This window comes from Nioella sp. (assembly GCF_965215655.1).
Lineage (GTDB): Bacteria > Pseudomonadota > Alphaproteobacteria > Rhodobacterales > Rhodobacteraceae > Nioella.
In genome coordinates this window covers 3,532,504-3,558,766 of the sequence record NZ_OZ244111.1, presented here as the reverse complement: position 1 = coordinate 3,558,766, position 26,263 = coordinate 3,532,504, and the positions used below count along the sequence as shown (strand labels likewise).

The 26,263-nt window shown below is 62.1% G+C and carries 33 protein-coding genes; 13 read left to right on the top strand and 20 right to left on the bottom strand.

The window, feature by feature from the left end; all coding sequences use genetic code 11:
- Positions 1-21 precede the first annotated feature (21 nt).
- On the top strand, positions 22-468 hold the full coding sequence (locus ACOOEX_RS17735) for a YtoQ family protein (RefSeq protein ID WP_420396067.1): 447 nt from the start codon (positions 22-24) through the stop codon (positions 466-468).
- On the opposite strand, the gene ACOOEX_RS17730 is transcribed toward ACOOEX_RS17735, so the two are convergent.
- On the bottom strand, positions 438-1,862 hold the full coding sequence (locus tag ACOOEX_RS17730) for a PLP-dependent aminotransferase family protein (RefSeq protein ID WP_420396066.1): 1,425 nt from the start codon (positions 1,860-1,862) through the stop codon (positions 438-440). The genes ACOOEX_RS17735 and ACOOEX_RS17730 overlap by 31 nt on opposite strands.
- 84 nt (positions 1,863-1,946) lie before the next feature.
- On the opposite strand from ACOOEX_RS17730, the gene ACOOEX_RS17725 reads away from it, so the two are divergent.
- Positions 1,947-2,594 carry a pyridoxamine 5'-phosphate oxidase family protein gene (locus ACOOEX_RS17725; RefSeq protein ID WP_420396065.1) on the top strand — a complete coding sequence of 216 codons (648 nt, stop codon included), beginning with the start codon at positions 1,947-1,949 and terminating at the stop codon, positions 2,592-2,594.
- On the opposite strand, the gene ACOOEX_RS17720 is transcribed toward ACOOEX_RS17725, so the two are convergent.
- The gene (locus ACOOEX_RS17720) at positions 2,595-3,293 is read right to left on the bottom strand and encodes a glutathione S-transferase family protein (RefSeq protein ID WP_420396064.1); all 699 of its coding nucleotides are present in this window, start codon (positions 3,291-3,293) and stop codon (positions 2,595-2,597) included. It lies immediately after the preceding gene.
- Positions 3,294-3,414: 121 nt separating this feature from the next.
- On the opposite strand from ACOOEX_RS17720, the gene mscL reads away from it, so the two are divergent.
- Positions 3,415-3,855, top strand: coding sequence for a large conductance mechanosensitive channel protein MscL (mscL, locus tag ACOOEX_RS17715; protein WP_420396063.1), 441 nt, complete (start codon positions 3,415-3,417; stop codon positions 3,853-3,855).
- Here the strand turns inward: mscL and ACOOEX_RS17710 are convergent.
- Complete coding sequence (locus ACOOEX_RS17710) at positions 3,852-4,184, bottom strand: AzlD domain-containing protein (protein ID WP_420396062.1); 333 nt, start codon at positions 4,182-4,184, stop codon at positions 3,852-3,854. The genes mscL and ACOOEX_RS17710 overlap by 4 nt on opposite strands.
- Positions 4,181-4,876 (bottom strand): AzlC family ABC transporter permease, encoded by a 696-nt coding sequence (locus ACOOEX_RS17705; protein ID WP_420396061.1) that lies wholly within the window; start codon positions 4,874-4,876, stop codon positions 4,181-4,183. The genes ACOOEX_RS17710 and ACOOEX_RS17705 overlap by 4 nt, the downstream gene beginning before the upstream one ends.
- A 112-nt stretch (positions 4,877-4,988) precedes the next feature.
- On the opposite strand from ACOOEX_RS17705, the gene mobA reads away from it, so the two are divergent.
- Both mobA and ACOOEX_RS17695 read left to right on the top strand, forming a co-directional pair.
- The gene (gene mobA / locus ACOOEX_RS17700) at positions 4,989-5,597 is read left to right on the top strand and encodes a molybdenum cofactor guanylyltransferase MobA (RefSeq protein ID WP_420396060.1); all 609 of its coding nucleotides are present in this window, start codon (positions 4,989-4,991) and stop codon (positions 5,595-5,597) included.
- Between the two features lie 793 nt (positions 5,598-6,390).
- Positions 6,391-6,774 carry a RidA family protein gene (locus ACOOEX_RS17695; protein ID WP_420396059.1) on the top strand — a complete coding sequence of 128 codons (384 nt, stop codon included), beginning with the start codon at positions 6,391-6,393 and terminating at the stop codon, positions 6,772-6,774.
- A 70-nt stretch (positions 6,775-6,844) separates the two neighbouring features.
- On the opposite strand, the gene ACOOEX_RS17690 is transcribed toward ACOOEX_RS17695, so the two are convergent.
- Genes ACOOEX_RS17690 through ACOOEX_RS17680 form a run of 3 tightly spaced genes read right to left on the bottom strand, consistent with a single transcriptional unit; the run spans position 6,845 to position 7,861 of the window.
- Complete coding sequence (locus ACOOEX_RS17690; RefSeq protein WP_420396058.1) at positions 6,845-7,069, bottom strand: GDCCVxC domain-containing (seleno)protein; 225 nt, start codon at positions 7,067-7,069, stop codon at positions 6,845-6,847.
- Positions 7,070-7,121: 52 nt separating this feature from the next.
- Positions 7,122-7,418 (bottom strand): cation transporter, encoded by a 297-nt coding sequence (locus tag ACOOEX_RS17685; protein WP_420396057.1) that lies wholly within the window; start codon positions 7,416-7,418, stop codon positions 7,122-7,124.
- An 11-nt stretch (positions 7,419-7,429) separates the two neighbouring features.
- Positions 7,430-7,861 carry a mercuric transporter MerT family protein gene (locus ACOOEX_RS17680; RefSeq protein ID WP_420396056.1) on the bottom strand — a complete coding sequence of 144 codons (432 nt, stop codon included), beginning with the start codon at positions 7,859-7,861 and terminating at the stop codon, positions 7,430-7,432.
- A gap of 52 nt (positions 7,862-7,913) precedes the next feature.
- On the opposite strand from ACOOEX_RS17680, the gene ACOOEX_RS17675 reads away from it, so the two are divergent.
- Positions 7,914-8,309 carry a MerR family transcriptional regulator gene (locus tag ACOOEX_RS17675; protein ID WP_420396055.1) on the top strand — a complete coding sequence of 132 codons (396 nt, stop codon included), beginning with the start codon at positions 7,914-7,916 and terminating at the stop codon, positions 8,307-8,309.
- An 80-nt stretch (positions 8,310-8,389) separates the two neighbouring features.
- Here the strand turns inward: ACOOEX_RS17675 and ACOOEX_RS17670 are convergent, their stop codons facing one another.
- The 5 genes from ACOOEX_RS17670 to argH all read right to left on the bottom strand — a co-directional run bounded on the left by ACOOEX_RS17670 (position 8,390) and on the right by argH (position 12,377).
- The gene (locus tag ACOOEX_RS17670; RefSeq protein WP_420396054.1) at positions 8,390-9,019 is read right to left on the bottom strand and encodes an MSMEG_1061 family FMN-dependent PPOX-type flavoprotein; all 630 of its coding nucleotides are present in this window, start codon (positions 9,017-9,019) and stop codon (positions 8,390-8,392) included.
- A gap of 170 nt (positions 9,020-9,189) precedes the next feature.
- Positions 9,190-10,218 (bottom strand): hypothetical protein, encoded by a 1,029-nt coding sequence (locus tag ACOOEX_RS17665; protein WP_420396053.1) that lies wholly within the window; start codon positions 10,216-10,218, stop codon positions 9,190-9,192.
- Positions 10,219-10,254: 36 nt separating this feature from the next.
- On the bottom strand, positions 10,255-10,725 hold the full coding sequence (greA, locus tag ACOOEX_RS17660; RefSeq protein WP_071689373.1) for a transcription elongation factor GreA: 471 nt from the start codon (positions 10,723-10,725) through the stop codon (positions 10,255-10,257).
- A gap of 117 nt (positions 10,726-10,842) precedes the next feature.
- Entirely contained in the window at positions 10,843-10,989 is a 147-nt protein-coding gene (locus tag ACOOEX_RS17655) for an argininosuccinate lyase (RefSeq protein WP_420396052.1), read from the bottom strand.
- Positions 10,986-12,377, bottom strand: a complete 1,392-nt coding sequence (gene argH / locus ACOOEX_RS17650) for an argininosuccinate lyase (protein WP_420396051.1) — start codon at positions 12,375-12,377, stop codon at positions 10,986-10,988. Before argH ends, ACOOEX_RS17655 begins: the two co-directional genes overlap by 4 nt.
- A 28-nt stretch (positions 12,378-12,405) precedes the next feature.
- On the opposite strand from argH, the gene ACOOEX_RS17645 reads away from it, so the two are divergent.
- The gene (locus tag ACOOEX_RS17645) at positions 12,406-12,966 is read left to right on the top strand and encodes a TlpA family protein disulfide reductase (protein WP_420396050.1); all 561 of its coding nucleotides are present in this window, start codon (positions 12,406-12,408) and stop codon (positions 12,964-12,966) included.
- Positions 12,967-13,029: 63 nt separating this feature from the next.
- Here ACOOEX_RS17645 and ACOOEX_RS17640 read toward each other — a convergent pair whose 3' ends face one another.
- Positions 13,030-13,617 carry a DNA-3-methyladenine glycosylase I gene (locus ACOOEX_RS17640; protein WP_420396049.1) on the bottom strand — a complete coding sequence of 196 codons (588 nt, stop codon included), beginning with the start codon at positions 13,615-13,617 and terminating at the stop codon, positions 13,030-13,032.
- A gap of 126 nt (positions 13,618-13,743) precedes the next feature.
- Here ACOOEX_RS17640 and ACOOEX_RS17635 point away from each other — a divergent pair, with 126 nt between their 5' ends.
- The 4 genes from ACOOEX_RS17635 to ACOOEX_RS17620 all read left to right on the top strand — a co-directional run bounded on the left by ACOOEX_RS17635 (position 13,744) and on the right by ACOOEX_RS17620 (position 18,027).
- Entirely contained in the window at positions 13,744-14,577 is an 834-nt protein-coding gene (locus ACOOEX_RS17635; protein WP_420396048.1) for an EAL domain-containing protein, read from the top strand.
- Between the two features lie 168 nt (positions 14,578-14,745).
- On the top strand, positions 14,746-15,921 hold the full coding sequence (locus tag ACOOEX_RS17630; protein WP_420396047.1) for an acetyl-CoA C-acetyltransferase: 1,176 nt from the start codon (positions 14,746-14,748) through the stop codon (positions 15,919-15,921).
- Between the two features lie 162 nt (positions 15,922-16,083).
- Positions 16,084-16,809 (top strand): acetoacetyl-CoA reductase, encoded by a 726-nt coding sequence (gene phbB, locus ACOOEX_RS17625; protein ID WP_420396046.1) that lies wholly within the window; start codon positions 16,084-16,086, stop codon positions 16,807-16,809.
- A 273-nt stretch (positions 16,810-17,082) separates the two neighbouring features.
- Positions 17,083-18,027 carry a transcriptional regulator GcvA gene (locus tag ACOOEX_RS17620; protein WP_420396045.1) on the top strand — a complete coding sequence of 315 codons (945 nt, stop codon included), beginning with the start codon at positions 17,083-17,085 and terminating at the stop codon, positions 18,025-18,027.
- A 27-nt stretch (positions 18,028-18,054) separates the two neighbouring features.
- On the opposite strand, the gene ACOOEX_RS17615 is transcribed toward ACOOEX_RS17620, so the two are convergent.
- The 3 genes from ACOOEX_RS17615 to ACOOEX_RS17605 form a co-directional block, all read right to left on the bottom strand.
- Entirely contained in the window at positions 18,055-18,219 is a 165-nt protein-coding gene (locus ACOOEX_RS17615) for a YdcH family protein (RefSeq protein ID WP_071689364.1), read from the bottom strand.
- Between the two features lie 113 nt (positions 18,220-18,332).
- Positions 18,333-19,085 (bottom strand): tRNA1(Val) (adenine(37)-N6)-methyltransferase, encoded by a 753-nt coding sequence (locus ACOOEX_RS17610; RefSeq protein WP_420396044.1) that lies wholly within the window; start codon positions 19,083-19,085, stop codon positions 18,333-18,335.
- The gene (locus ACOOEX_RS17605; protein ID WP_306045884.1) at positions 19,086-19,304 is read right to left on the bottom strand and encodes a DUF2007 domain-containing protein; all 219 of its coding nucleotides are present in this window, start codon (positions 19,302-19,304) and stop codon (positions 19,086-19,088) included.
- Between the two features lie 54 nt (positions 19,305-19,358).
- Here ACOOEX_RS17605 and ACOOEX_RS17600 point away from each other — a divergent pair, with 54 nt between their 5' ends.
- Positions 19,359-20,360 (top strand): polyprenyl synthetase family protein, encoded by a 1,002-nt coding sequence (locus ACOOEX_RS17600; protein WP_420396043.1) that lies wholly within the window; start codon positions 19,359-19,361, stop codon positions 20,358-20,360.
- A gap of 6 nt (positions 20,361-20,366) precedes the next feature.
- On the opposite strand, the gene ACOOEX_RS17595 is transcribed toward ACOOEX_RS17600, so the two are convergent.
- From ACOOEX_RS17595 to ACOOEX_RS17585, 3 genes are all read right to left on the bottom strand, one after another.
- Positions 20,367-21,197: a 4-(cytidine 5'-diphospho)-2-C-methyl-D-erythritol kinase gene (locus tag ACOOEX_RS17595; protein WP_420396042.1), complete on the bottom strand. Its 831-nt coding sequence runs from the start codon at positions 21,195-21,197 to the stop codon at positions 20,367-20,369.
- Positions 21,194-22,888: a tetratricopeptide repeat protein gene (locus tag ACOOEX_RS17590; protein ID WP_420396041.1), complete on the bottom strand. Its 1,695-nt coding sequence runs from the start codon at positions 22,886-22,888 to the stop codon at positions 21,194-21,196. The genes ACOOEX_RS17595 and ACOOEX_RS17590 overlap by 4 nt, the downstream gene beginning before the upstream one ends.
- A 109-nt stretch (positions 22,889-22,997) precedes the next feature.
- On the bottom strand, positions 22,998-24,647 hold the full coding sequence (locus ACOOEX_RS17585; protein ID WP_420396040.1) for an electron transfer flavoprotein-ubiquinone oxidoreductase: 1,650 nt from the start codon (positions 24,645-24,647) through the stop codon (positions 22,998-23,000).
- A gap of 173 nt (positions 24,648-24,820) precedes the next feature.
- Here ACOOEX_RS17585 and ACOOEX_RS17580 point away from each other — a divergent pair, with 173 nt between their 5' ends.
- The gene (locus ACOOEX_RS17580; RefSeq protein ID WP_420396039.1) at positions 24,821-25,126 is read left to right on the top strand and encodes a DUF2834 domain-containing protein; all 306 of its coding nucleotides are present in this window, start codon (positions 24,821-24,823) and stop codon (positions 25,124-25,126) included.
- Positions 25,127-25,262: 136 nt separating this feature from the next.
- Here the strand turns inward: ACOOEX_RS17580 and ACOOEX_RS17575 are convergent, their stop codons facing one another.
- The gene (locus ACOOEX_RS17575; protein ID WP_420396038.1) at positions 25,263-26,240 is read right to left on the bottom strand and encodes a quinone oxidoreductase family protein; all 978 of its coding nucleotides are present in this window, start codon (positions 26,238-26,240) and stop codon (positions 25,263-25,265) included.
- Positions 26,241-26,263: the final 23 nt, after the last annotated feature.

Here is a 26,263-nt window from a genome sequence, read left to right as displayed (position 1 = left end):
CAAGATGAAAGGGAGATCGCAATGCTGAAAGTTTATCTGTCAGGAGAGATCCACACCGATTGGCGCGAGCAGATCGTTGAAGGGGCAGAGGGGCTCGACGTGGTGTTTTCCGCGCCGGTCACAGACCATGAGGCCAGCGACGATTGCGGTGTGGCGATCATGGGCGCGGAGGACGACAAGTTCTGGCATGACCACAAGGGCGCTAAGCTGAACGCCATCCGGACCCGGAGCGGGATCGAACAGGCGGATGTGGTCGTCGTGCGCTTTGGCGAGAAATACAAGCAGTGGAACGCGGCATTTGACGCGGGCTATGCGGCGGCGCTTGGCAAATCGGTGATCGTGTTGTCGATGCCCGAGCATCAGCATGCGCTTAAAGAGGTGCATGCGGCGGCGCTGGCGGTGACGTCCGAGCCGCGCCAAGTGGTCGAAATATTGCGCTACGTGCTGACCGGCGCCTTGCCGTCCTGAAGCACGCGGGCGAGGCGCTGAACGGCGTCTTCCAGCTGGTCTGTTGAAAAGCCTGCATATCCCAGAACCAGCCCCTGCGGGCCATCGCCCTCCGGCCAATAGGCGGAGAGCGCGCGGAGGGTCAGGCCAGCATTCATAGCGCGCCGGGCAATCTCGGTGTCGCCGATGCCTGATAGAGCGGGCCCGAGGCGGCAGACGAGGTGCATGCCGGACGGGTCCGGATCCGCGCGCAAATCGTCGGGCAGGTGCCGGGACAGGGCCGAAAGCAGCACCTGCTGCCGGTCTGCATAGATACGGCGCATCCGGCGCAGATGGGTGGCGAAGGCGCCGCTTTCCATGAACGCCGCCAGCGCCGGTTGCGGTACCAGCGAGGCGCGTGGGCCGGTTTGCGCAAGCGCCCTTCGAACGGGGTCGACCAGCGGCGGCGGCAACACCATATAGGCCAATCGCAGGGCCGGAGAGATCAGCTTGGAGAAGCTGCCCACATAGATCGTCTGCCCCGCCTCGAGCGACATGAGCGCGGGCAGGGGGGTGCCGGTGTAGCGAAACTCGCTGTCGTAATCGTCTTCGATGATCCAGGCGGTGTTCCGGGTGGCCCAGGTGAGAAAGGCAAGGCGGCGGGGCAGGGGCATTGTGTGTCCCAGGGGATAGTGACGTGAGGGGGTGATGATGGCGGCGCGGGCCGCTGTGGTCTCTGTCAGCACGGCGCCGCCTTCATCGACCGGCATCGGCAACAGGGACAGGCCAGCGCGCGATAGGGCGGCGCGCATTGGGGCGAAGCCGGGTTGTTCCACCAGGACCCGGTCGCCGGGCGTCATCAGGCTGCGGGAAAGCAGTTCAAAGGTTTCGGTCGCGCCCGATGTGATTACCACCTGCCCCGGATCACAGTCGATCCCGCGCCATGCCTTGAGGTGGGCGGCGATGGCTGCGCGCAGGGCGGGCCAGCCAAGCGGGTTGGGGGCGGAGAGCAGATCGGGATGCGGGTGCCGCCACGCCCGGTCGAGATGGCGCGCCCAGGTTGCGTGGGGCAGCAGCGTCATGTCGGGGATGCCGGGGTGAAAGGGCCGGTAGGGCTGCGAGGGTTCAGATCTGGGCAGCGGGGTCGGACCGGGGGGTGCCAGATGCGGCAGGTCTTTTGCCACGAAGCATCCGGCCCCCTGGCGGGTTTCCAGATAGCCCTCTGCCACCAGTTGATCGAGGGCAGTCAGTGCGGTCTGGCGGGACACGGACAGATCCTTTGCCAATTGGCGGCTGGCAGGCAGGCGCGCACCGGGCGGGGCGTGGCCTGACAGGATCAGGCGGCGCAGGGCTTCGGTCAGCTGGATATGCAGCGGCTCTGTCGTGGTTCGGTCAAGGCTGATGGCCAGCAGGGCGGCATCCAGATTGGTCTGCATCTATTCATCAGAATTGGATATTCAGTGCAGACCAATTGCATGGCACATCCCCCCTGACAAGTCTGTTTTCAGGAAAGACGCATCATGACACTGGAGATCACCCCGCGCACCCGCCTGCGCAGGTCCCACGAACGCGGGCATTTCGACCGGGACACCATCAACGCCATTCTCGACGCGCAGCCCATGTGCAGCGTCGGCTACGTGATCGACGGATTGCCCTATGTGACGCCCACCTTTCAGTGGCGCGAGGGCAACCATGTCTATTGGCACGGCTCCAGCGCCAGCCGGGCGATCCGGGCCAGCAAGGGGGCCGAGGTCTGCCTGACGGTCTCGATCCTTGATGGGTTCGTGATGGCGCGCTCGGGCATGCACCATTCCGCCAATACGCGGTCGGTGATGCTGTTCGGCACGGCCTTCGTGGTACCGGATGCGGACAAGGAGGCGCGGCTGTCGGCCTTCATCGACGGGCTCTGGCCGGGGCGGGCAGCGCAGCTTAGGCCGAACACGGCGCAGGAGCTGAAGGCGACAACGGTTCTGGGGATGGAGATCACCGAAGGTAGCGCCAAGATCCGCACCGGCATGCCCATTGATGACGAGGAGGACTATGCCTTGCCGATCTGGGCCGGGGTGATCCCGGTGGAAACACGCGTCGGGCCGCTGCTGGCCGACCCGCGGAACCTGCCGGGGGTGGAGCCGCCCGCGCACCTGACCGATTACCGCTGGAAGGCGTGATCAGTCGCGCGGCGGTGTCACAAGCCCGACCTGCACGGCGGGTCGGGCCAGGAACCGGTCCAGATAAGAGATGCAGTTGGGAAAGTCCCACCAGCCGACAGCCTCGCGCGCGCCATACATATCCAGAATGCGCAGCCAGGGGCCGGTGGCGATATCGGCAATGGAATAGTCCCCACACAGCCACTCGCGGCCGTCCAGACGCTGTTCGACAACAGACAACAGCCGCCGGGTTTCGGCGATGTAGCGGTCCTTGGGGCGCTTGTCGTCGATTGCCTTACCGTCCCCGCGATAGAAATACCCAAGCTGCCCGAACATCGGCCCGATACCCCCCATCTGGAACATCAGCCATTGCAGGATATCGAGCCGCTCCGGGGTGCCGTTTCCGATCAGCTTGCCCGTCTTTTCCGCCAGATAGATCAGGATCGCCCCGCTTTCGAACACGCCAACGGGCTGTCCGTCCGGGCCATCGGGGTCGATGATCGCGGGGATCTTGCCATTGGGGTTGAGCGTCAGGAATTCAGGGCTCTTCACGTCCTCTGGTTTCAGCGTGACCTTGTGCGCCTCGTAGGGTAGGGCCAGTTCCTCCAACGCGATAGAGACCTTGACGCCATTGGGCGTGGGAAAGGCGTAAAGCTGGATCGCATCGGGGTTGGTGGCGGGCCAGCGGGCGGTGATCGGGAAACGGCACAGATCGGCCATGGTATATTCTGCTCGTCCGGTAGGGTCTGTTCGTTTTTTCAAGACAAACAACCGTTGATTGTGCCTAATATTTTCCACCATCGGGCAGAGCGCCCGCAATTGTACAAAGGGAAGCAGGACAATGCTGAAAGAGTTCAAGGATTTCATTGCCCGCGGCAATGTCATGGACATGGCTGTCGGGATCATCGTCGGCGCGGCATTCACCGCGATCGTGAAGTCGCTGGTCGATGACCTGATCCAGCCCTTCATCGGGCTGTTCACCGGCGGGATCGACTTTTCCAACCTGTTCTACACCATGGGCGGCGGCGACTACGCCACTTTGGAAGCCGCGCGAGAGGCCGGGGCCGCGACCTTTGCCTATGGGGCCTTCATCATGGCCATCATCAATTTCCTGATCATCGCCTTCGTGGTCTTCATGCTGGTCCGCTCGATCAACAAGATCAAGGAAGCCGCCGAGCGCAAGGAAGAAGAAGCCGCCCCCGAGCCCGAGGCCGATCCCGGCCCGAGCGAGCTGGATATTCTGATCGAGATCCGCGACTCGCTGAAGGCACGCGAGGGTTAAACCCCAAGCGCCTGTAGGACAAAGAGCGCCGCAAGCCCGGTGGCAATGGTGGCGATGGCGTTCTTGGTCCAGTAGCCCACGGCGAGGGCAAGAATGGCGGCGGTCAGGCGGGCAGGGTCCGTCTGGCCGCCGGTCGCGTTTGGCCACAGCACCATGGGCGTGACCAGTGCAGGCAGGATCGCTACGGCGGTATAGCGCAGGTGGCGCAGCAGCCAGTCCGGCAACTCCCGGTCGCCCAGTAGGCCAAGGAAGGAAAAGCGGATCGTGAAAGTGCCCACGCCGAGCGCCACGATGATCGTCCAGATGGTGGCGTCGCTCCAGCCGGTCATTTCGCCATCCTCCGTTCCAGCTCAGCTCCCACGATCATGCCGCCCGCGCCTGCCAGTAGGATCCACAAGCTGTAGGGCACTCCTTGCAGCAGGATCGCCAGGATGATCGCGGTGACGGCAGCGGCCACATGGGGCAGGGTGCGCAGCGCCGGGGCGAAGAAGGACATGAAGGCCACCGGCACGGCAAAGTCGATGGACAGCCCGGCGGGGATGGAGGCCCCCAAAACCGCGCCGATCCAGGTGGCCACATACCAGGGCAGGCAGATCACGCTGGCGGTGCCCATGTAGAAGCCCACCTTCTCGGACAGGGTCAGTGCGGGCTTGGCCTCGTATTCCATATGGGACAGCGCATAGGTGCCATCGACGTTGAAATAGGCAATCAGGATACGCTGCCAGCCCGGCGCAGGCCCCAGATGCGGGGCAAGGCTGGCGGCATACATCGCCATCCGCAGGTTCACGGCCAGGGCCGAGGCCAGAACGATCAGCGTCGGCGCCTGTTCCTGCATCAGTTGCACGGCGGTGAATTGCGCGGCGCCTGCGATGATCACCACGGAAAACCCCATGACCTGCGCGAGGTTCAGCCCGGCCTCGGTCCCGACGACCCCGAAGAGCATGCCGAACGGGGCCACGACCAGCAGGAAGGGCAGGGCCGCGCGGATGCCGCGCCAATAAGCAGTGGTGGAGCTTGCCATGAGAGCGCCTTAGGATAGAGCCTGACATGGCCATTACCGGGGCTGAGGCAAAGAAGCAAATGATGGTCTGTGATGCTGACCTATTCCGTCACGTGATTTCCGTGGGGCGGTCATGAAACAACCCGTCGGCGTGATCCTGGCAGGCGGGCAGGCGACCCGCATGGGCGGCGGCGACAAGGGCCGCTTGCGGCTTGGCGGACGATCTTTGCTGTCCCGCGTGATCGAGCGGACCGCGCCTCAGGTTGCGGCGCTGGCGCTGAACGCAAATGGGGACCTCGCGCGCTTTTCTGACATCGGCCTGCCCGTGTTGCCCGATCCGGTCGCGGGTTTCCCCGGCCCTCTAGCCGGCGTGCTGGCGGGGATGGACTGGGCGGCGTCTCAGGGCGCCGATCATGTCGTCACCGTGGCCGCCGACACCCCCTTCCTGCCCGAAGACCTCGTCCCGCGCCTGCTGCTGGCCGCCGAAAGCGGCGCGCCCATTGTGCTCGCTAGCAGCACTGTCGAGGGCAGAGAGACGCGCCACCCCACCTTCGGCCTGTGGTCGGTCGGATTGCGAGATGCCTTGCGGGCAGCATTGGAGCGAGGGGAGCGGAAAGTGGGGCTGTGGGCCGAACAGCAGGGTGCGGTGCTGGCACGGTTCCCATCCGGCCCCGTGGACCCGTTCTTCAACATCAACACGCCGGAGGATTTGGCTCGTGCGGAGGAACAGGTGGAGCGGTGAGCGAATGCTCAGAGGTGACAGAACCCTGTCAAATCTACTTTGGTTTTGCCGGGGGGCTATGGCCCAGCCAACAGCTTGATGTCAGGTAAGGCAGAAGGTCGTGCCAAAAACGACCGTTTTTGACACTCACGTCACAGCCGTACACAGCCATAGATTGCTAGGAGGCTGTGCGTTTAACGAAAACTTCTGATCGGAAACCAACCCCGGAAACGAGTGACTTTTGCCCAGAGGCCGAATAGCCTCGAACTCAAACCTGGGTGGGTCACGCCAATGCCTGAAGCTTCAAAAACTGCCAAAGCGTTTCTCAACGCCTATGTAGCCGCTTTTGAGGCGTTTGACGCTACGCGTATAGCGGGCTTCTACCATTCTCCATGCTTGACAGTCCGCGGCGATGGTCAGGTTGCGACATTTGCGACCAGAGCCGAAGCGTTTGAGTTTTTCTCTAATGTCATCGGCATCTATCAGAATGAAGGCATGAGGAGCTTCTCTTTTGATGAGTTCGAGGTTGCAAGCTTGGGCAAGAGCGCAGTGCGACTCACCTGTCGTTGGCAGATGCTACGCGAAGACACTTCGGTTATTCGTGCTTGGAAGCAAACATATATTATCAGGAGCTCAAACGAGGGATGGACTATCCTGTCGTCTGTCTTTCACCAGTAGAAATATTGGAAGAGGCTCTTGGTGCTACGAGGGTTCCGGCGCATCTAGGCATCTTTTTGCGGGCAACGCGTTCGTTGATCGTTCAACGGTGGACGCGCTAGGCTGGGCGCACATCTACTTTTGGGAGGAACCGGATTTGGACAAGAGCATTGTTGACCATCCCGATATGCCAGCGCCCTACGGCGCATATTCAACCGTGGTCAGGGCAGGCGACTTTTTGTTTGTGTCCGGCCAAGCGGGTATCGTGCCACAAACAGGCGAAAAGGCTGGCATGGACTTTGCCAGCCAAGCCAAGCAAGCTTTCGAGAACCTCAAGACTTGTCTGGAGTGCGCGGGTGCTTCGATGGACGACGTAGTCAAAGTCATTACCTGGCTCGGCGATGCCGAAGAGCGTGCCACGCTAAACGACATGTTCGCGGAGTATTTCCCATCAGACGCACCAGCACGTTCGACCCCAATCGTCGACTTGCCAATGGGGCTTCTTCTTTCCATCGAAGCAACGGCAATCGCTCGCCCTTAGATTGAGCGACTGTTAGCGCCCACAAACGACCGTTTTTGGCGTATAGGTTCTGTCAGGGGGTTATTGTCAATTAGCCGCAGCAGGAATTGCCTTCCTGAATGGGCGGACAGGCGACCGTCCCGTAGGAGCAATAAACGCAGCAATCACCGGGCTTCGGTTTCAGCACCGCTCCGCAAGAAGTGCACTCATAGAACCACTGGCAGGCATCAGTCGGCATGGTTTCTTCTGCAGAGTGGCCACACTCCGGGCACGTGATCGTTGATTGAAGGATCACTTCGTTCGTTTGTATTGCCATAGCGACTGTCCCGTCAAAATCAGAAGGCGGAGGTGCGGTAAGCTTTCTCACGTCAGTTTTGTTCCGCATCTTCGACGATCACCGTGGCCTCGTATCCGGCATTTGTAGATGCCGCCGTGATCTCTTCGACGGTCGCAAGGGCGTCGTCATAGAGTACAAGAGCCGTCCTCTCGTCCACGTCGGTTGTCACGGATAGCACGCCGTCCACCTCGCCGATTGCGGCCTGCACGACGAACGGGCAGCTTGCGCAGAACATGCCCGGCACCGACAGATTTACGCTCCGCTCTTCGGCGACACTATGCGACGCCGCGAGAAGGGTGACGGTTGCTGCAAACGCGAATTTTCTCATGGCGGTTCCTTTCATAGTCCCAGCATGATCGGCGCAATGACCGGTGCGATCCAATTCCAGAAGAGTGCGATAAGTATCAAGACGGTGGATACCCATAGCGCCGATTTCACGAGGCGATTGGGTAAGGGTTTGGCGCAGACGGCACCGTCTTCGCAGGCATTGGGCTTTCGGTAGACGAGCCAGTACCCGTAGCCAAGAAATCCGAGCGTCACGACGATGAAAAACGGTTTGTACGGTTCCAAGGCCGTCAGGTTTCCGATCCATGCACCCGAAACGCCGAGGCTGAACAGGATCAAAGGAACGATACAGCACGTTGAGGCCGCGAGCGCGCCCATGATCCCGCCAGCCGCAATCCACCTGGTTCTTGTGGGCTGACGGGATGACAGCAGCTCTGCTGCTTCTATCTCCTGCGATACCGGCGCGCCTTGAGTTCTTGAAACCATGCTTGGCTTATGCATCCTGTAGTAACTACAGGAGCAAGTGGAGAATGATCACATGGTTGCGATTGGGGAGGCATCCCGACTGAGCGGCGTTTCGATTGAGACGATCCGCTACTACGAACGCGAAGGGATCATCTCCAAGGCCGGACGGACGGCATCAGGTCGACGGACGTACTCAGATGCTGAGATTTCCGAACTCCGATTCATCAAGCGATGCCGTGACCTCGGGTTTTCGATCCACGACGCGGTCGCGCTTCGCAGTCTGGCGAATGAACCGGCAGGCGCATGCGAGACGGTGGAGCAGCTTGGAAGGAAGCACCTCACCGAAGTTCAGGCCAAGCTCGCCGAGCTCAGGCAACTCGAAAGTGCCTTGGTCGAGCTGGTTGCAAACTGTGCGAAAGGTCGACGCGACTGCCCGATGCTCGACGCGCTCATGGGCCAAAACTCATAGGTTTTTGTCACAGGCGAAAACGACCGTTTTTGGCACGAAGGTTTTGGCAAGGGGTTTTTGGCAAACCTTTGATACCCAGATCAGTACAGTCGTGTTTCCCGATCTCGATCATGGTTGACCTGCACTTGTTCGAGGGATTCTTCTGTGTCGACGGTTGATTTGACCCACTGAGCCAAGCTGGGTGCGTCCTGTGCATGTTCCCAAGTGTCAGGTGACCAGAGTTTCGACCGAACCAACGACTTCGAGCAGTGCATGAAGACCTGTTCCACATCGACCACCAGAACGAGGTCAGGCAGCCGCCCGTTGATTTCGAAGCGTTCGCGCAGGGCTTTGTCAGCGGCAATGCGTCCGCGCCCGGCGATCCGTAGCGTTTCCTTGTGGCCGGGAACGAGGAACAACACCCCAACCCGGTCATCAATCAAGAGGTTTTCAAAAGTATCGACGCGATGATTTCCGAGCCGGTCAGGCACGAGGAGAGTCTTGTCATCGTACACATGCACAAAACCTGGCGCGTCACCTTTCGGGGAGACGTCGTGACGGTCTTCCACACCAGCCGAGGAAATGACTACGTAAGGCGATCGAGCAATGAACTCCCGCGCCACGTCGTTGACGCGGTCGAGGTCTTTCTTGCTTGCATTGCCCTTCCACTCCGGGATGATCTCTCGGAGCTTTCTCTGGCTCGTTACGGGGTCGGACAATTCAAGCGGCATCCAGCTCTCCTAGGATTTTCAGACGAGTTTGCTGAGTTACCGCGCACTTGTCACGCGGCGCGCTGATTTGGACAGAACTCAACCATTGCTGTCACTGGCGGAAACCACCGTTTTTGCCGTTCCCCCTACCAGTAATGATCTGGCTATCAGAACCACCCAACACCCCCAAATCAATCAAACGTCCCCGTCACCCGGCCGAGCAGCATGAAGGCGCGGGCGGTGCGGGTTTCGGACATCTGGACGATCTCCTCGTCCGTTGCGTTCTGTTCGAAATCCACAAGCGTCCGGTCGAACTGGCGCAGGAAGTGGTGGACCGCGTCGCGGAAGACCGGGTCTTGCTTCATCCGGCCCGCTGACAGGGCCAGCGAAGACCGGTCGCGGATACCACCGAGCGCTGCCACCGCCTTGCCCCGGTCGCCCTTGGCAAACCGCCGCCACAGCTCCGGCTTGGCGCGGTCGGGGCGCAGGTCGTCCATGTAGATGCCGTCCTGGCTGAGCAGGGTCAGCGCGTCCTGGCTGGCGCGGATCAGCTTCTTGGTGGAAGGATCCTGAAGCGCCCGGCGCAGGGTGCGGAAGCCCTCCTTGTCATGCTCGTTTTCCGGGAAATTCAGCGCCTTGATGAAATCGGCGATGGAGATCGGATCTGCCAGGGCCTCTGCCGGGGTGCCGAAGCTGAGGCTTGGCTGGGGGATATCGGGCTGAGGCGCCGGGTGAGCCACGGCGGCGCGGTCCTCGGCAGGCTCCGCCGGTTTGCGCAGGCTGGTGAAGGTGGCCTGGGCGGGTTCCGTGCCGCGCTGCGCCTCGACGATTTCGGTCAGCTTGGCCACAAGGGCGGGCTTGATCTCGACCGCATGCCGCTGCTGCTGCGCCACATAGGCGGCGCGCATGGCGTCTATGGCGCTTTGCAGGCGGGCGGCTTCCTCTCGCATGATCTTGGCGGTCTTGGCGGCAGAGGCCGCGACCCAGATCAGCGCGATCGGCATGAAGATCGCCATCATCAGCATGGTGACTTCCAGGGGCGAACCTCCAAGCCCCGCGAAGGCCGAGAGATCGGTGCCATAGAAGAACCACGCCACACCCGCGAGCCAAAGTGCTGACAGCACCAGAGCCATGACCTCGACGGTCGTGATCCGAGGGGTCACGCGTTCCTGTGAATAGATGCCCAGGTCCAATGAGGTCGGGTGCTTTTCGTCTGCCATAACCACCAAGTTCCGCGTAGAGGCAGCGCGATGATACTAGATGTAGGAGATCTTGACGATCTCGTAATCCTTGCTGCCGCCCGGCGTCTTCACCTCGACACTGTCACCTTCCTCTTTCCCGATCAAGGCACGGGCGAGGGGGGAGTTGATGTTGAGCAGACCTTTTTCGATATTCGCTTCGGCCTCGCCCACGATCTGGAAGGTTTTCTCCTGCTCGGTGTCTTCGTCGACCAGTTCCACGGTCGCGCCGAACTTGATCGCACCAGACAGGGTCTTGGGGTCGATGACCTGCGCAAGGCTGATCAGCCCCTCCAGTTCCTTGATGCGGCCCTCGATGAAGGACTGCTTTTCGCGGGCCGAGTGGTATTCCGCGTTTTCCGACAGGTCCCCGTGCTCGCGCGCCTCTGCGATGGCGGCGATGATGGCCGGGCGTTCGACGGTCTTGAGCGTCTTGAGTTCGGCGTCGAGGGCTGAATAGCCCGTGGGGGTCATCGGAATCTTGTCCATAGGAGCTACGCTACTGTCCCTGTGTTATAAGGCGTCTCAAGGCTTGGACGATATGGGGCCTCAGCCCGCAGTTCAACGGCAAAGGTGATAATAATGGCTGGGAAAATTCGGGCGGCGTCAGTTGCCCCCCGCTACTCCGATCTCGACCGTCCCACTGATTGAAATGCCGGGCTCCGGGCGCGGTTCCGGGTGGGTGGGGCTGCCATCGACGCCGCAGGCGGCCAGAAGAGCTGTGATCATCAGGGCGGGGATCAGGCGGGTCATGCGAGGGCTTCCTTCCAACGGGCGATCTGCGCGCGCACCTGAGCGGGCGCCGTGCCACCATAGGACATTCTGGAGGCAACGGAATTGTGCACGCCCAGAACGTCGAACACATCGGCGGTGATCTGCCCATTGACGGATTGCATGTCGGCAAGGCTCAGGTCCGGCAGGTCGCAGCCCTTGTCCTCGGCCAGTTTCACGAGCGCGCCGGTGACGTGATGGGCATCGCGGAAAGGCATGTCGAGCACGCGGACAAGCCAGTCGGCAAGGTCAGTCGCGGTTGAAAACCCGCTGCCTGCCGCCGCTTCCAGGTTGGCCACGTTGGCGGTCATGTCGCGCACCATGCCCTCCATCGCGGCAAGCGCGAGGGCGAGGTTGTCAGCAGCGTCGAAGACCTGTTCCTTGTCTTCCTGCATGTCCTTGGAATAGGCCAGCGGCAGTCCCTTCATCACGGTCAGCAGCGCCACGTTGGCACCCAGGATGCGCCCGATCTTGGCGCGGATCAGCTCGGCGGCGTCGGGGTTCTTCTTCTGTGGCATGATCGAGGACCCGGTGGAAAACCGGTCGCTTAGCGTCACGAAGCGGAACTGAGCGGAAGACCAGATCACCAACTCCTCGGCAAACCGGGAGAGGTGCATGGCGCAGATCGTGGCGGTCGACAGATACTCAAGTGCGAAATCCCGATCGGATACGGCGTCGAGCGAGTTTGCGGCAGGCCTGTCGAATCCGAGCGCCGCCGCCGTTGCTTCCCGGTCGATGGGAAAGGACGTGCCTGCCAGAGCAGCCGCACCCAGGGGGCATTCGTTCATCCGCTTGCGGGCGTCTTCGAACCGGGACCGGTCGCGTGCGAACATCTCCACATAGGCAAGCATGTGATGGCCCCAGGTGACGGGCTGCGCAGTCTGCAGGTGGGTGAAACCCGGCATGACCCAATCGGTCCCGGCCTCTGCCTGACCGATCAGCGCCTGCATCAGGGCGGTAAGGCCCGAGATCGCCGCATCCATCTGGTCGCGGACCCAGAGTTTGAAGTCGGTCGCCACCTGGTCATTCCGGCTGCGCGCGGTGTGCAGGCGGCCTGCGGGTTCGCCGACGATTTCTTTCAGGCGCGATTCCACGTTCATGTGGATGTCTTCCAATGCTGTGGAAAACTGGAACGTGCCGCCCTCGATCTCTGACAAGACCGTGAGCAGCCCTTCCCGGATGGCTTCCGCATCACTATCAGTGAGGATACCCTGAGCCGCCAGCATGGCCGCATGAGCGCGAGACCCGTCGATGTCCTGCTTTGCCAATCGCTTGTCGAACCCGATCGAGGCGTTGATCGCCTCCATGATCGCGTCCGGTCCAGCGGCAAAGCGGCCGCCCCACATTGCGTTCGAGCTCTTGTTCGACATGGATCCGTATAACCCCGGAGGAAAGTGAATGTTCCGTCTTGTCCGACTTGCCCCGCTCTACATGGCCTTGTGCCTGGGTGCAAATGCCGTTGCAGCCGACGGGGCGGAGGATCTTCTGGCCGGAGATATGCGCGCGATGGTGCTGCATGACGAGCCGCAGGAGGTGCCCGAGGTCAGCTTTACGGATGTGGAAGGCACCGAAATGACGCTGGCGGTCTTCGAAGGTCGCTTTGTGGTGCTGAACTTCTGGGCCACCTGGTGTGCGCCGTGTCGGGAGGAGATGCCGTCGCTGAATGCGCTGCAGCAGCAGTTGGGGGGCGACAGGTTTGCTGTTGTGACCATCGCATCGGGCCGAAATCCGATCCCGGCGATCACCCGGTTCTTCGAGGAAGAGGGTGTGACAGACTTGCCCGTCTATCTCGACCCGCGCCAGACCATGTCGCGCCAGATGGGGGTGCTTGGCCTGCCGATCACGGTGGTGCTGAACCCCGAGGGCCAGGAGATCGGGCGCCTGCGCGGGGATGCGGATTGGGCCAGTGACGAGGCGATTGCGCTGCTCACGGCCTTGATGTCTGGCGAAAACGGCTGATCGGGGCGCGGGGAAGGGCATTCGAAGGCGCTTGGTACGGCGCTTGGAAGCGCCGTCGTTGCTCTACATGTGCGCTTTGCGCGCCAGATTCGCCACACGCGCATGGCACGGGCAGGTCACCATGTGGTCATTCACCATCCCGACCGCCTGCATGAAGGCATAGACGATGGTCGGCCCGCAAAACTTGAATCCGGCTTTCTTCAGGTCTTTTGACAACCGCTCCGAAGTCGGGGTCGAGGCCGGGACCTGGGTCATCGCCGTCCAGCGGTTCTGAATGGGCGAGCCGCCCACATAGCTCCAGAGATAGTCCGAAAACCCCTGCTCGGCTTCGATCCGCTGCCACGCCCGCGCGTTCCCGATGGTGGCCTCGATCTTGCCGCGATGGCGGATGATGCCCGTGTCCTGCAACAGCCGTTCAACCTCTGGCTCTCCCCATTCCGCAATCACATCCGGGTCGAACCCTGCAAAGGCCGCCCGAAAATTCTCTCGCTTTCTCAGGATGGTGATCCAGGCCAGCCCGGCCTGAAACCCGTCGAGAATCAGTTTCTCGAACAGCGCGCGACTGTCCCATTCCGGCACGCCCCATTCCTCATCATGATAGGCAACGTATAGAGGGTCGGTTCCGGGCCAGGTGCAGCGCGTATCTGCCATCCTCTTGTCCTCCATGGGGAAAATGCGATGAGTCGGCTTTTCCCCAAATTAGAACAAAATGAGAAAATTCACCATGGCTTAACTGTTGCAGCTGCATGGTGGCGCGGTCTGTTGAAGGAGACTGCCATGCGGGGGCGCAAGCGTAGGAAGCTGGTCGATGCGGGTCAGGAAAGCCCATTGGACTTCGCGGTGCAAAGCCGGGATCGTAACACCATGACCATGGTACGCGAGGCGCTGGACCGGGGCGATGCCGTCTTGGCCTATCAGCCGGTCGTGCAGGCCGCGAACCCGCAAACCGTGGCCTTCTATGAAGGGTTGATTCGCATTCTCGACGAAACCGGCCGGGTTATCCCCGCCAAGGAATTCATGGGCGCGGTTGAAACCCAGGAACTGGGGCGGGAGATCGACTGTGCGGCGCTGCGGGCCGGGCTTCGCGCGTTACGGCAGACACCCGCGTTGCGCCTGTCGATCAACATGTCGGCGAGGTCGATCGGGTATCCGAAGTGGAAACAGATCCTCAATCGCGGGTTGTCCTCCGATCCCAAGATCGCGGAACGCCTTATCCTGGAGATCACGGAAAGCTCTGCCATGCAGATGCCGGAACTGGTGACCACTTTCATGTCGGAGCTGCAGGACAAGGGCATTGCCTTCGCGCTGGACGATTTCGGTGCGGGCTACACCGCCTTTCGATATCTGCGGGAATTCTATTTCGATATCGTCAAGATCGACGGGCAGTTCGTGCGAAACGTCCATACCGATCCCAACAATCAGGTTTTGATGGAGGCTCTGATTTCCATCGCCACGCATTTCGACATGTTCACCGTGGCGGAAACCGTGGAAAACGGTGCCGAAGCCGGATGGCTCGCCCAATCGGGAATCGACTGTCTTCAGGGGTATTTCTTCGGGGCACCGAGCCTGACCCCGCCCTGGCTGGCGGACCAGGCCGCCACCGGCACCTGACCTTCCGTCAGCACAATCACCGATTGATCTGCACTGCAGCATGAGACACCGTGTCAGTTGTGACGTATACAAAGGGACACTATGACCCTGCGTAACCGCAACCTTTCCGTCGCGCCGAGTCGGGCCCGCCCGTCCGGATGACTCGAAGAAATCGAAAAGGGATCTGACATGACCAATGTTGTCATCGCCTCCGCCGCCCGCACTGCCGTCGGCAGCTTCCTCGGCTCCTACGCCAACACCCCTGCCCATGACCTTGGCACCGTTGTTCTCAACGCTCTGGTCGAGCGTGCGGGCGTGGACAAATCCGAGGTCTCGGAAACCATCCTCGGCCAGGTTCTGACTGCAGGTCAGGGCCAGAACCCCGCCCGTCAGGCTCATATCAATGCGGGCTTCCCACAGGAAAGCGCGGCCTGGGGCATCAATCAGGTCTGCGGGTCCGGCCTGCGCGCCGTGGCGCTGGCCGCGCAGCACATCATGCTGGGCGACGCCTCGATCGTGGCCGCTGGCGGTCAGGAAAACATGTCTCTCTCGCCCCATTGCGCTGCGCTGCGGCAGGGTCAGAAAATGGGCGATATGAAATATATCGACACCATGATCCGCGACGGGCTTTGGGACGCATTCAACGGCTATCACATGGGCCAGACGGCGGAAAACGTTGCCGAACAGTGGCAGATCAGCCGCGACATGCAGGATGAGTTCGCTGTCGGAAGTCAGAACAAGGCCGAAGCTGCCCAGAAAGCGGGTAAATTCGCCGACGAGATTACCCCGGTGACCATCAAGACCCGCAAGGGCGACATCATCGTGGACAGCGACGAGTATATCCGCCACGGCGCCACCATGGAGGCCATGCAGAAGCTGCGCCCGGCCTTCACCAAGGACGGGTCCGTCACTGCCGCCAACGCCTCGGGTCTCAATGACGGCGCGGCCGGTGCCCTGTTGATGTCGGCGGACGAGGCCGAGAAGCGCGGGATCGAACCGCTGGCGCGGATCGCGTCCTACGCCACCGCCGGGCTTGACCCGCGGATCATGGGCGTCGGCCCGATCTACGCGTCCCGCAAGGCGCTCGACAAGGCAGGATGGAAGGTCGAGGACCTCGATCTTGTGGAAGCCAACGAAGCTTTCGCCGCGCAGGCCTGTGCCGTGAACAAGGACATGGGCTGGGATCCGGCCATCGTGAACGTGAACGGCGGCGCCATTGCCATCGGTCACCCGATCGGCGCCTCCGGTGCGCGCGTCCTGAACACGCTGCTCTTCGAGATGCAGCGCCGCAATGCCAAGAAGGGCCTCGCGACGCTGTGCATCGGCGGCGGCATGGGCGTGGCGCTCTGCGTCGAGCGTCCTTAAGCGTCAGGGGCCAGTGAAAACATAACAAGGGCGCCCGCAGAGGCGCCCTTCTTCTTCAGGGATCTTCGCAGCTGCGGCAAAACAACCGCGAAACAATATTGCGCAAGCCACAGCAAATGAATAACAGAGTTACCAACCGAACACACCAGATTGGAGAAGACCATGGCAAAAGTTGCACTCGTCACCGGCGGCACCCGCGGCATCGGGGAAGCCATTTCCAAGGCGCTCAAGGCCGAAGGCTACGAGGTCGCCGCCACCTATGCCGGCAATGACGAAAAGGCCGCCGCCTTCACCGCCGAAACCGGCATCAAAACCTACAAATGGGACGTGGCCGACTACGATTCGTCCGCCGCTGGCATCGCCCAGGTCGAGGCCGATCTTGGTCCCGTCGACGTGGTTGTCGCCAATGCCGGCATCACCTGGGACGGCTTCTTCCACAAGATGACGCCCGAGCAGTGGAACAAGGTCGTCGCCACCAACCTCACCGGTGTGTTCAACACCGTGCGTCCGGTGTGGCCCGGCATGCGGGACCGTGGCTTTGGCCGGGTCATCGTGATTTCGTCGATCAACGGTCAGAAGGGTCAGGCCGGTCAGGTGAACTACGCCGCGACCAAGGCGGGCGATCTGGGTATCGTCAAGTCGCTGGCCCAGGAAGGTGCCGCCAAGGGCATCACCGCAAACGCGATCTGCCCCGGCTATATCGGCACCGAAATGGTCCGCGCGATCCCGGAGAAGGTGCTGAACGAGCGTATCATCCCGCAGATCCCGGCAGGCCGTCTGGGGGAACCCGAGGAAATCGCGCGCTGCGTGGTCTTCCTGGCCTCCGACGATGCGGGCTTCATCAACGGGTCGACCATTTCGGCCAACGGCGCGCAGTTCTTCGTCTAAGCGCCGCAGCCTTGCAAAGCAGGCCCTTGCCCTTTGGGGCAGGGGCCTTTTTCATGCCACCGCCCGAGGAGGGCCGACAGGAGATCGCGGAAGGCAGCCCCGCGTGCTTCGTGGGCGGCGTCGATGCCATCGCGGATGGCCCTTTGTGTGGTTGCTTCGAACATCTTGCGGGTCCTCTTGGAAGAATTTTTTAACTGAATTCAATCTATGACTGATCAATTCCGCTAACAAACGAGACTTTACGGGTATTCAGGTAAGTTATATTTAACTGAAATGCCTGATCGCCTGCCCCCACTGACCGCCCTGCGCGCCTTCGAAGCCGCCGCCCGCCATCTGAGCTTCGCCAAGGCTGCGGAGGAATTGAACGTCACCCCCGCCGCGCTCAGTTTTCAGATCAAATCGTTGGAGGAACATCTGGGCGCCCCCCTGTTTCACCGCCTGAACCGCGCGGTAGAGCTCACGGAAGCGGGCCGACACCTTGCCCCCGGTGCGACAGAAGGGTTCGCAACACTTCGCGCCGCATGGCGGGCCACGCAGCGGCTGACCGATCAATCCAGCGTCACCATCACGGCGGGGCCAGCATTTACAGCCAAGTGGCTGGCGCCGCGCATGTTCCAGTTTGCCGAGGCGCATCCGGATATCGAGCTGCGCTTCACCGCCTCCCTCAAGCTGATGGACTTCAATCGCGATGAGGTAGATGTCGCCATACGGTTCGGAAAGGGCAGGGATGAGGGGCTGTACTCCACGCCGATCCTGCAGGATTGGGTGACTCCGATGATGTCACCTGAAATGGCCAAGCGCATACGCACACCCGAAGACCTGGTGAACGCGACCTTGCTTCACATGGATGATGTTACGGACCTGTCGTCCGACGCGAATTGGTCGGTCTGGTTTCGCGCCGCGGGATTGGGGGTGCCGGCGAAACGTGGGCTTCGGTTCAGCCATCCGGATCACGCCATTGGCGCCGCCGCCACCGGGGCGGGTGTCGTGCTTGGGCGGATCTGTCTTTCAGAGCGTGATTTGCGAGAGGGACGGCTGGTTGCGCCGTTTCCAATTGCCTTGACCACGGACTCTCATTTCCGGTTCCTGTGTCCGAAAGGATCGGAGGAAAGACCGCAGATCAAATCATTCCTGACGTGGGTTCTGGATCAGGCAAAGGATATGGACCGGTTTTCGGAGGGCCGGGTTCTGGTTAGGGCCGCGGATGTGCCGGGCTGACGCCGCACATCCGCTTTGGTCATGGGATCAGGCGTCGAGGCGCGCGATCTCTTCCTTGATGCGGAGCTTCTGCTTCTTCAGCTCCTGGATGTCGATGTCACTTGTGCCGGGGCTTCGTTGGTATTCTTCGACTTTGCGCGAGAGGGTCTCGTGTTTCTTCCTGAGTTCCTGAAGATGAGCGCCTACCGACATTCGATGTCCTCCTCTCTGATGTGTAACGTCCGTATGACAAGCCAAGCACAGGTCGCGATTCATGTCACGCAAAGCCTGCATGAAATTGTCGGAAACCTGCGGACACCCGCCGATCATACCCAGGGCAGAGGGGCGGCGTCGCGCAGGATGGACCGGGCGAGGGGCGTGAAATCGTCGCCATCTTCCCGGTGATCCGGCCCCGAATGCAGGACCAGCGGCGGCAGCAGGGTAAAGGGCGCGCGGCCCCCTTTGCGGGCTTTCACCAACACCCGCCCGGCGGCACGGCCTTCGCGGGCGGCCAGCGGGCGCAGGGTGATGGACCCAAGGCGCGGAGCCATGGAAGCCAGCATATCAGGCAACCGGTCAGCGGCCTGGATCATCGTCAGCCAGCCCTTTGGGGCCAGTCTGCGGGCCGCAACCTCGACCCACATTTCGAGTGGGGTTTCTTCGCGCAGGGCCGCCTCGCGTCCTGCATCTCGGGCAGAGGTGCCACCGCCCGCCGGATAATAGGGGGGGTTGGCGATGACATGATCAAAGCTGTCCTGCTTCAGATTGGCGGGAAGGTCGGTCAGGTCGGCAGTCACAATTCGCGCATTCGGGCCGAGGTTGCGGCGGGCGAGGTCGGCGTATTCCGATTGCCGTTCCACGCCGGTCAGGGTCAGGCCGGGAACGCGCGCAGACAGGCAGAGCGAAGCCACACCGGCTCCGCACCCAAGCTCCAGAACCGACTGCCCCGGCGTGGCCTCGACGACTGCGGCCAGCAACACGGGATCGGTTGCGGCGCGATAGCCGTGGCGCGGCTGCCATGCGGAAACGCGCCCGCCCAGAAAGGCATCATGGGTCAGTTCCGCCTCGGCGAACCCCATTCAGTCGCGCCCGGTCGGGATGCCATTGTCGCGGATCACCCGCTCGGCGGCAATCAGATCCTCGTCGCGCACCATCATCCGGCGCGGCAATACGCCGATGGAGCCTTCCAGCACGCTCATATGGACGTCCATAACGAACACCTCTATATCCTCGCCCGACAGAAGTGCCGAGGCAAAGGCGATGACGGTCGGATCGGTGCTGCGCAGAAGTTCTTTCATGGTAGGGCAGATAAGCCTACGACGCCCCAATGTCGAGAGAAGGAAGACCTCCGGATGACCCTCGCTGACGCCGCCACAAAACCGCATGACCGTTTGCGCGACTACCTGGCCGAGGATATGGCGGCGGTGAATGCCCTGATCCGCACACGGATGGCGTCCGATCATGCGCCCCGCATTCCCGAGGTGACGCAGCACCTGGTCGAGGCGGGCGGCAAGCGCATCCGCCCCCTGATGACGCTCGCAGCGGCGCGACTCTGCGGCTATGACGGAACCGATCACCAGAAGCTGGCGGCGACAGTGGAGTTCATCCACACCGCGACCCTGCTGCATGACGACGTGGTGGATGAAAGCGAACAGCGGCGCGGGCGGCCCACGGCGAACCTGCTTTGGGACAACAAATCCTCGGTGCTGGTGGGCGACTACCTGTTTTCGCGGTCCTTCCAGCTGATGGTGGAATGCGGGTCGCTGCGGGTGCTGGATATTCTGGCCAATGCTTCGGCGACCATTGCAGAGGGCGAAGTGCTGCAAATGACCGCCGCGCAGAACCTGTCCACGGGCGAGGACACGTACCGGCTGGTCATCCGGGGCAAAACGGCGGCGCTGTTCGAGGCGGCGACCGAGGTGGGCGGCGTCGTGGCTGGGGCGTCCGACGCGCAGGTGTCGGCTCTGGCGCGCTATGGCGATGCGCTCGGGATGAGTTTCCAGATCGTCGATGACCTGCTCGATTTCGGGGGCACATCTGGCGCGCTTGGCAAGAATGTCGGCGATGATTTCCGCGAACGGAAGCTGACCCTGCCTATGATCAAGGCGATTGCCAAGGCCGACACGGAAGAACGTGCCTTCTGGCAGCGGACGATTGAAAAGGGGCGTCAGGAAGAGGGCGACCTCGACACCGCCCTGACCCTGCTGCGCAAACATGGCACGCTGGAGGAGACGCGCGTCGAGGCGCTGCGCTACCGGGATGAGGCGAAAGCCGCCATCGCAGAGCTGCCCCCGCATCCGCTGCGCGACATGCTGGCCGATCTGGCGGATTTCGTGGTAGAGCGGGTCAGCTGAGCCCGTTCAGCCCGTCTGAATTGCGGTGTCCTGAACCCACCAGCCGGGCTGTGCGACGCTGATGGCACGCGCAGCTTCAGCGGCCTGACCTTCTGTTTCAAACAGCCCAAAACAGGTCGCGCCGGACCCGCTCATCCGGGCAAGCGCCGCGCCGGTATTTCGCAACAGGGTCAGGGCTTCGCCGATCTCAGGTGCCAGGGCGCGCGCGGGCGGCTCCAGATCGTTCCTCTGCCGCGACAGCCATTCCGTGAAACTGGCGAACCCGTCCCAATCGGGTGGGTCCATTGGCGCATTCTGCTTGCTCGTCAGACCGCGAAAGACCGCGCCTGTCGGGACAGCAACCCGCGGGTTGACAAGAACGGCGTGCAGGGAGGGTATCGGAGGAACCGGGGAAAGGACGTCACCAATCCCCGCCATGCGTTGCGGTGCGCGGGACAGGCAGACCGGCACATCGGCCCCGAGTGTCAGCACTGACGCGCTGTCGGGCAGCGGGCAGTTCCATAGCCGCGCCAGACCCCGCAAGGTGGCGGCCGCGTCTGCTGATCCCCCACCGATCCCGGCCGCGTGGGGCAGGTGTTTGTCGAGCGTAATCGCCGTCCCGCGCCCGGCCCCGAACAGGGCCGCTGCGCGCAGGATCAGGTTGTCCGGCCCGGTCGGTACACCCTCCGCCATCGGCCCCGTCACGGACAGGGACAGATCCGGGGCGGGGGCAAAATGCAACCGGTCTCCGACCCCCGCGAATACAACGAGCGAGTCGAGAAGGTGGTAGCCATCCGGCCTCTGCCCTGTCACATGAAGCGCAAGGTTGATCTTCGCCGGGGCGTCTTCGCAGATCACGGGTTGGTCTCGGCCTCTTGCGCCAGAACGGCATCCAGCCCCAGATCCAGTTTCAGCCGGATGCGGTCGGCTTCCTCCGGTTCCGGGTCGAAGGACAGGGCGCGGCTCCATTGGAACTCGGCTTCGCGGAAGCGTCCAACCATCCAGTAGACATCCCCCAGATGGTCGTTGACGATTGGATCGTTCGGCAGCAGCTCCACGGCGCGTTCCATGGGGGCGACGGCCTCTTCGAACCGGCCAAGACGGTAGAAGACCCAGCCAAGCGAGTCGACGATATAGCCGCTGTCGGGTCGCGCCGCGACGGCCCGCTCGATCATGTTGAGCGCTTCATCGAGATTGCGGTTCTGTTCGACCAGGGAATAGCCCAGATAGTTCAGCACATTCGGCTGTTCCGGCGACAATTCCAGCGCGGCACGGAAATCGGCCTCTGCTTCGTCCCACATGCCGCTGCGTTCATAGCTGATCGCACGGGCATAAAGCAGGAACCAATAGCGCTGCTGGTCAAGCTCAACCAGATTGACGGCGTCGCTATAGGCCTCGATCGCTTCCTCGAACCGTTCCTCGCGCCGCAATGCGTCGCCAAGCGCGGTGTGGACGGCGGCCAGGTTGTCATAGTCGCGCGCAAGGGCATGCAGAACCTCGATGGCGGCATCCTCGCGGCCCTGCTGGAACAGCGCCTCTGACCGGCCCATTTCGGCCTGCACGAAGAGCGGGCTTTCGCGTGGCACCATTTCATAGCTGTCTTCGGCCATTTCATATTGCTCTGCTTCCGACAGAATGTCGGCAGCAAGAATTGCCGAGTGGATATGGCCGGGGTCGACCGCATGTGCGGCGCGGGCATAGATCAGCGGCAGCGTGGTCCCGGCCTCGGTGCCAAGGGCGCGGGCGAGCGAGAAAAAGACCTCCGCCATGCCTTCAGCGGGTGTGATGATGAAATCATAGGGGCGGGTTGGGTTGGCTTCGATCTCGTCGCGAAGAACGAACAGGGTCTCGTCGGCGTTCTGGCTGAGCGCAAGGTTCAGCAGTTGCAGTGCGTCCTCGGTCCGGTCCAACTGCACGAGGATCTGTGCATGGGCCTGAACGCTTCGGGTGCTGAACTGCAGTGGCCCGTAGACCTCGCCGGACAGGATCGCATCCGCCCCCTCGAAATCCCCGACAGAGGCCCGTGCAAGCGCGTATTGATAGGGAACCAGTCCTGCCACGGGGCTGTTGCTGTCGATGATGGCCTCAAAGGTCGCGCTCGCGCGGCTCATGTCGCCTTCCGCAAGATAGAGCCACGCCTCCAGAAGCGGATCGACCAGGGGACCGGCCCCTGTCATCTCGACGGCGGCGGCGCTGGCCCCGGCCAGATCCCCTGCACGGATTCGCGCCACCTGCTCGATGAGGTTGGCGAAATCCCGGTCGAACGAGCCCTCGTCAACCCTGTTTGCGTAAGAAGCGGCCTGATCCCAGTCTCCGATCGCGGCAAGCGCCAGCATGGCATCGGCCAGAATTGCCTGGTTATCCGGGTCGGCGCGCAAGACGCGCTGGAACTGGATCGCGGCTTCCCTGTGGTCGCCCGACAGGGCCGCGCTGCGGGCGGCAAGGTAGGCACCGGCCAGTCCGGGTTCCAGGGCGACCGTGTTCTGGGCCATTGCTGGGGCAGAGAGGCCGAGACCAAGGATCAGCGCCACACGGGAAAGGGTTTGCATCGAATGCTCCTGCTCAATCTGGAACAGAGATTAGGTGCGCCATGCCCGGGAAGCAATGCGGGGCGCCCTATTGGACGCCCCGTTTTTTCGGTTCCTGTCAGGGAAGTGATCACATGTTGGGGTAATTCGGCCCGTCGCCGCCCTGTGGCGTGACCCAGTTGATGTTCTGGCTGGGGTCCTTGATGTCGCAGGTTTTGCAATGCACGCAGTTCTGGAAGTTGATCACGAATTCCGGCTTGCCGCCCTTCTCGACCACCTCGTAAACGCCCGCCGGGCAATAGCGCTGCGCCGGTTCCGCGTATTTCGCCAGGTTGACCGAGATCGGCACGCTGGCATCCTTGAGATGAAGGTGTGCCGGCTGGCTTTCCTCGTGATTGGTCATCGAGAAGCTGACATTGGTCAGCCGGTCGAAGCTGATCTTGCCATCGGGGCGAGGGTATTCAATGACCTTGTGCTTGCTGGCCTCCTCTGTGGCCTCGGCATCGGTCTTACCGTGCTTGAGCGTCCCGAAGAAGGAGAATCCGAAGAGGTTGTTGGTCCACATGTCGAGCCCGCCAAAGACGAGCGAGGCGGTCAGGCCCCACTTCGACCACATCGGCTTGACGTTTCGAACGCGCTTGAGGTCCTTGCCGATGGCACCATTGCGCACCTCGGTTTCGTAGCTGGTCAGTTCATCCGACGACCGACCGGCGCTGATCGCCTCATAGGCCGCTTCCGCCGCGGCCTTGCCCGAGAGCATGGCGTTGTGGTTGCCCTTGATGCGCGGCACGTTGACCATGCCGACCGAACAGCCAAGCAGAGCGCCGCCGGGGAAGACCATCTTCGGCATCGACTGATAGCCGCCCTCGGAAATGGCCCGCGCGCCATAGGCGATGCGCTTGCCGCCTTCCAGAAGGTCCGCAACCATCGGATGATGCTTGAAGCGCTGGAATTCCATGTAAGGAAAGAGGTGTGGGTTCTTGTAGTTCAGGTGCACCACGAAGCCCACATAGACCTGGTTGTTTTCTAGGTGGTAGATGAACGAGCCGCCACCCGCGTTCGATCCAAGAGGCCAGCCCATGGTGTGGGTCACCGTGCCCTCGCGGTGCTTGGCAGGGTCGATCTCCCAGATCTCTTTCATGCCGATGCCGAATTTCTGCGGCTCGTGCCCGTGGGACAGGTCGTATTTCGCGATGACCTCCTTGGCGAGCGACCCGCGCACGCCTTCGGAGAGGAACACGTATTTCCCGTGCAGCTCCATCCCCGGTTCGGTGTTCTCGCCGATGGTTCCATCAGCCTCCAGCCCGAAGACACCGGCCACGACGCCTTTGACCTCGCCATTCTCGCCATAGACGAGTTCCGAACAGGCCATGCCGGGGAAGATCTCGACGCCCATTTCCTCGGCCTGCTCGGCCATCCAGCGGCAGACATTGCCCATCGAGACGATGTAATTGCCGTGGTTGTTCATCAGCGGCGGCATCGGGAAGTTCGGCACGCGCAGCTGGCCTGCCGGTCCGAGGACGTAGAAGTTGTCTTCCTTGACGGGCGTGTTCAGCGGTGCGCCTTTTTCCTTCCAGTCGGGGATCAGAGCGTCCAGCCCGCAGGGGTCCAGCACCGCACCCGACAGGATATGCGCGCCCACCTCAGAGCCCTTTTCCAGCACGACGACGCTCAGGTCGGCATCGAGCTGCTTCAGACGGATCGCAGCCGACAGGCCAGCCGGCCCCGCCCCCACGATGACGACGTCATATTCCATCGACTCCCGTTCGATCTCTGACATTCCTGAATTCCCTCTGGTTCGGCGCCCCCAAGCGCCAAGAATTTCGGTTCGCGATGGGGTAACGCGGCCCGCCTTCCGCGTCAATTGCGACGCAACATCACTTTGCCTTTCGGCGTCGCAGGCTAACTATGTTTCGTCGCCCCTTGGCCATCTCTTGCAAAAAGGAGACCAACATGTCCCCGACCCGCTTGCTTTTCCTTGCTCTCGCGATTCTCGGAACGATCCTGCCGATGCGCTACTTCCTTGCCTGGTTCCAGGAAAACGGCTGGTCGATCATGGCGATGGTCGAGGCATGGCATGCCAATGCCGCAACCTCGGGGCTGGTCTGGGACCTGACCATTGCCGCGCTGTCCCTGACGATTTGGGTGCTGATCGAGACGGTGCAGCGGCGCAACTGGTGGGGGCTTGTGGCAATCCCCGCCACCTTCTGCATCGGTGTCAGCTGTGGCTTGCCGCTTTACCTGGCCTTGCGTCGCTAGCCCCGGATCAGGGTTGCCGGGCGCTGACGCCGTCTTCTGGGTCGCAGCACGCAAGATTCCCCGATCGGATTGCGCGTCCGGCCCATCACATGCGAGCCGGGAAAAGGCGCTTCGAAGCGCCTTCCCCGTGCGTCGTTCACAGCGTCAGGATTGTCGATCCGGTGGTTCTGCGCGCTTCCAATGTGCGGTGCGCCTCGCTCACATCTTCCAGAGGGAAGCGTTGGTCGATGCGGATCGTCACATCGCCCGCGACGACCTTCTCGAACAGTTCGGTTGCCATCTGCTGGCAGGTCGGTCCATCGGCGATATGGGTGAACAGGGTCGGGCGGGTGATCTTGAGCGATCCTTTCTGCCCGAGGATCCCCACCGAAAAGGGCGGCACCGGACCAGACGCATTGCCGAACGAGATCATCATCCCAAGCGGGCGCAAGCTGTCGAGAGAGCCCTCGAACGTATCTGCCCCCACGGCGTCCATCACCACATCGACGCCCGCCCCGCCCGTCAGCTCTTTCACCCGGGCGACCCAGTCCTCAGTGCGGTAGTTGATGCAGTCCGACGCACCATGATCCAGCGCCAGCTGACACTTTTCATCCGTCCCGGCGGTGCCGATCAGGCGGATGCCTTCGGACCGCGCCCATTGGCAGGCAATTAGTCCCACACCACCGGCCGCGGCATGGAACAGAACCGTATCGCCCGGCAGAATGGGTGTCGTGCGGCGGAAGAGATAGTTTACCGTCATCCCTTTCAGCATCATCGCCGCGCCTTCCTCGAAGGAAATAGCATCGGGCAGAGGGCAAACCTGCGCAGAGGGCATCACGCGGGCGTCGCAATAGGCGCCGGGGGGTGTTGCGGCATAAGCAGCGCGGTCACCGGGTTCGAGATGCGTCACACCCTCGCCCACGGCCTCGATCACGCCCGCCGCTTCCATGCCAAGCACATGGGGCAGGGTCATCGGGTAAAGCCCGGTGCGCTGGTAGACGTCGATGAAGTTCAGCCCCACGGCCTTGTGGCGGATCAGCACCTCGCCCGGTCCGGGCTGACCCAGCTCCACTTCGACCAGTTTGAACTGTTCGGGTCCGCCATGCTCTTCGATCACCATTGCCCTGACGGTCATCGCTCTTCCCTCCCGCGTATGAG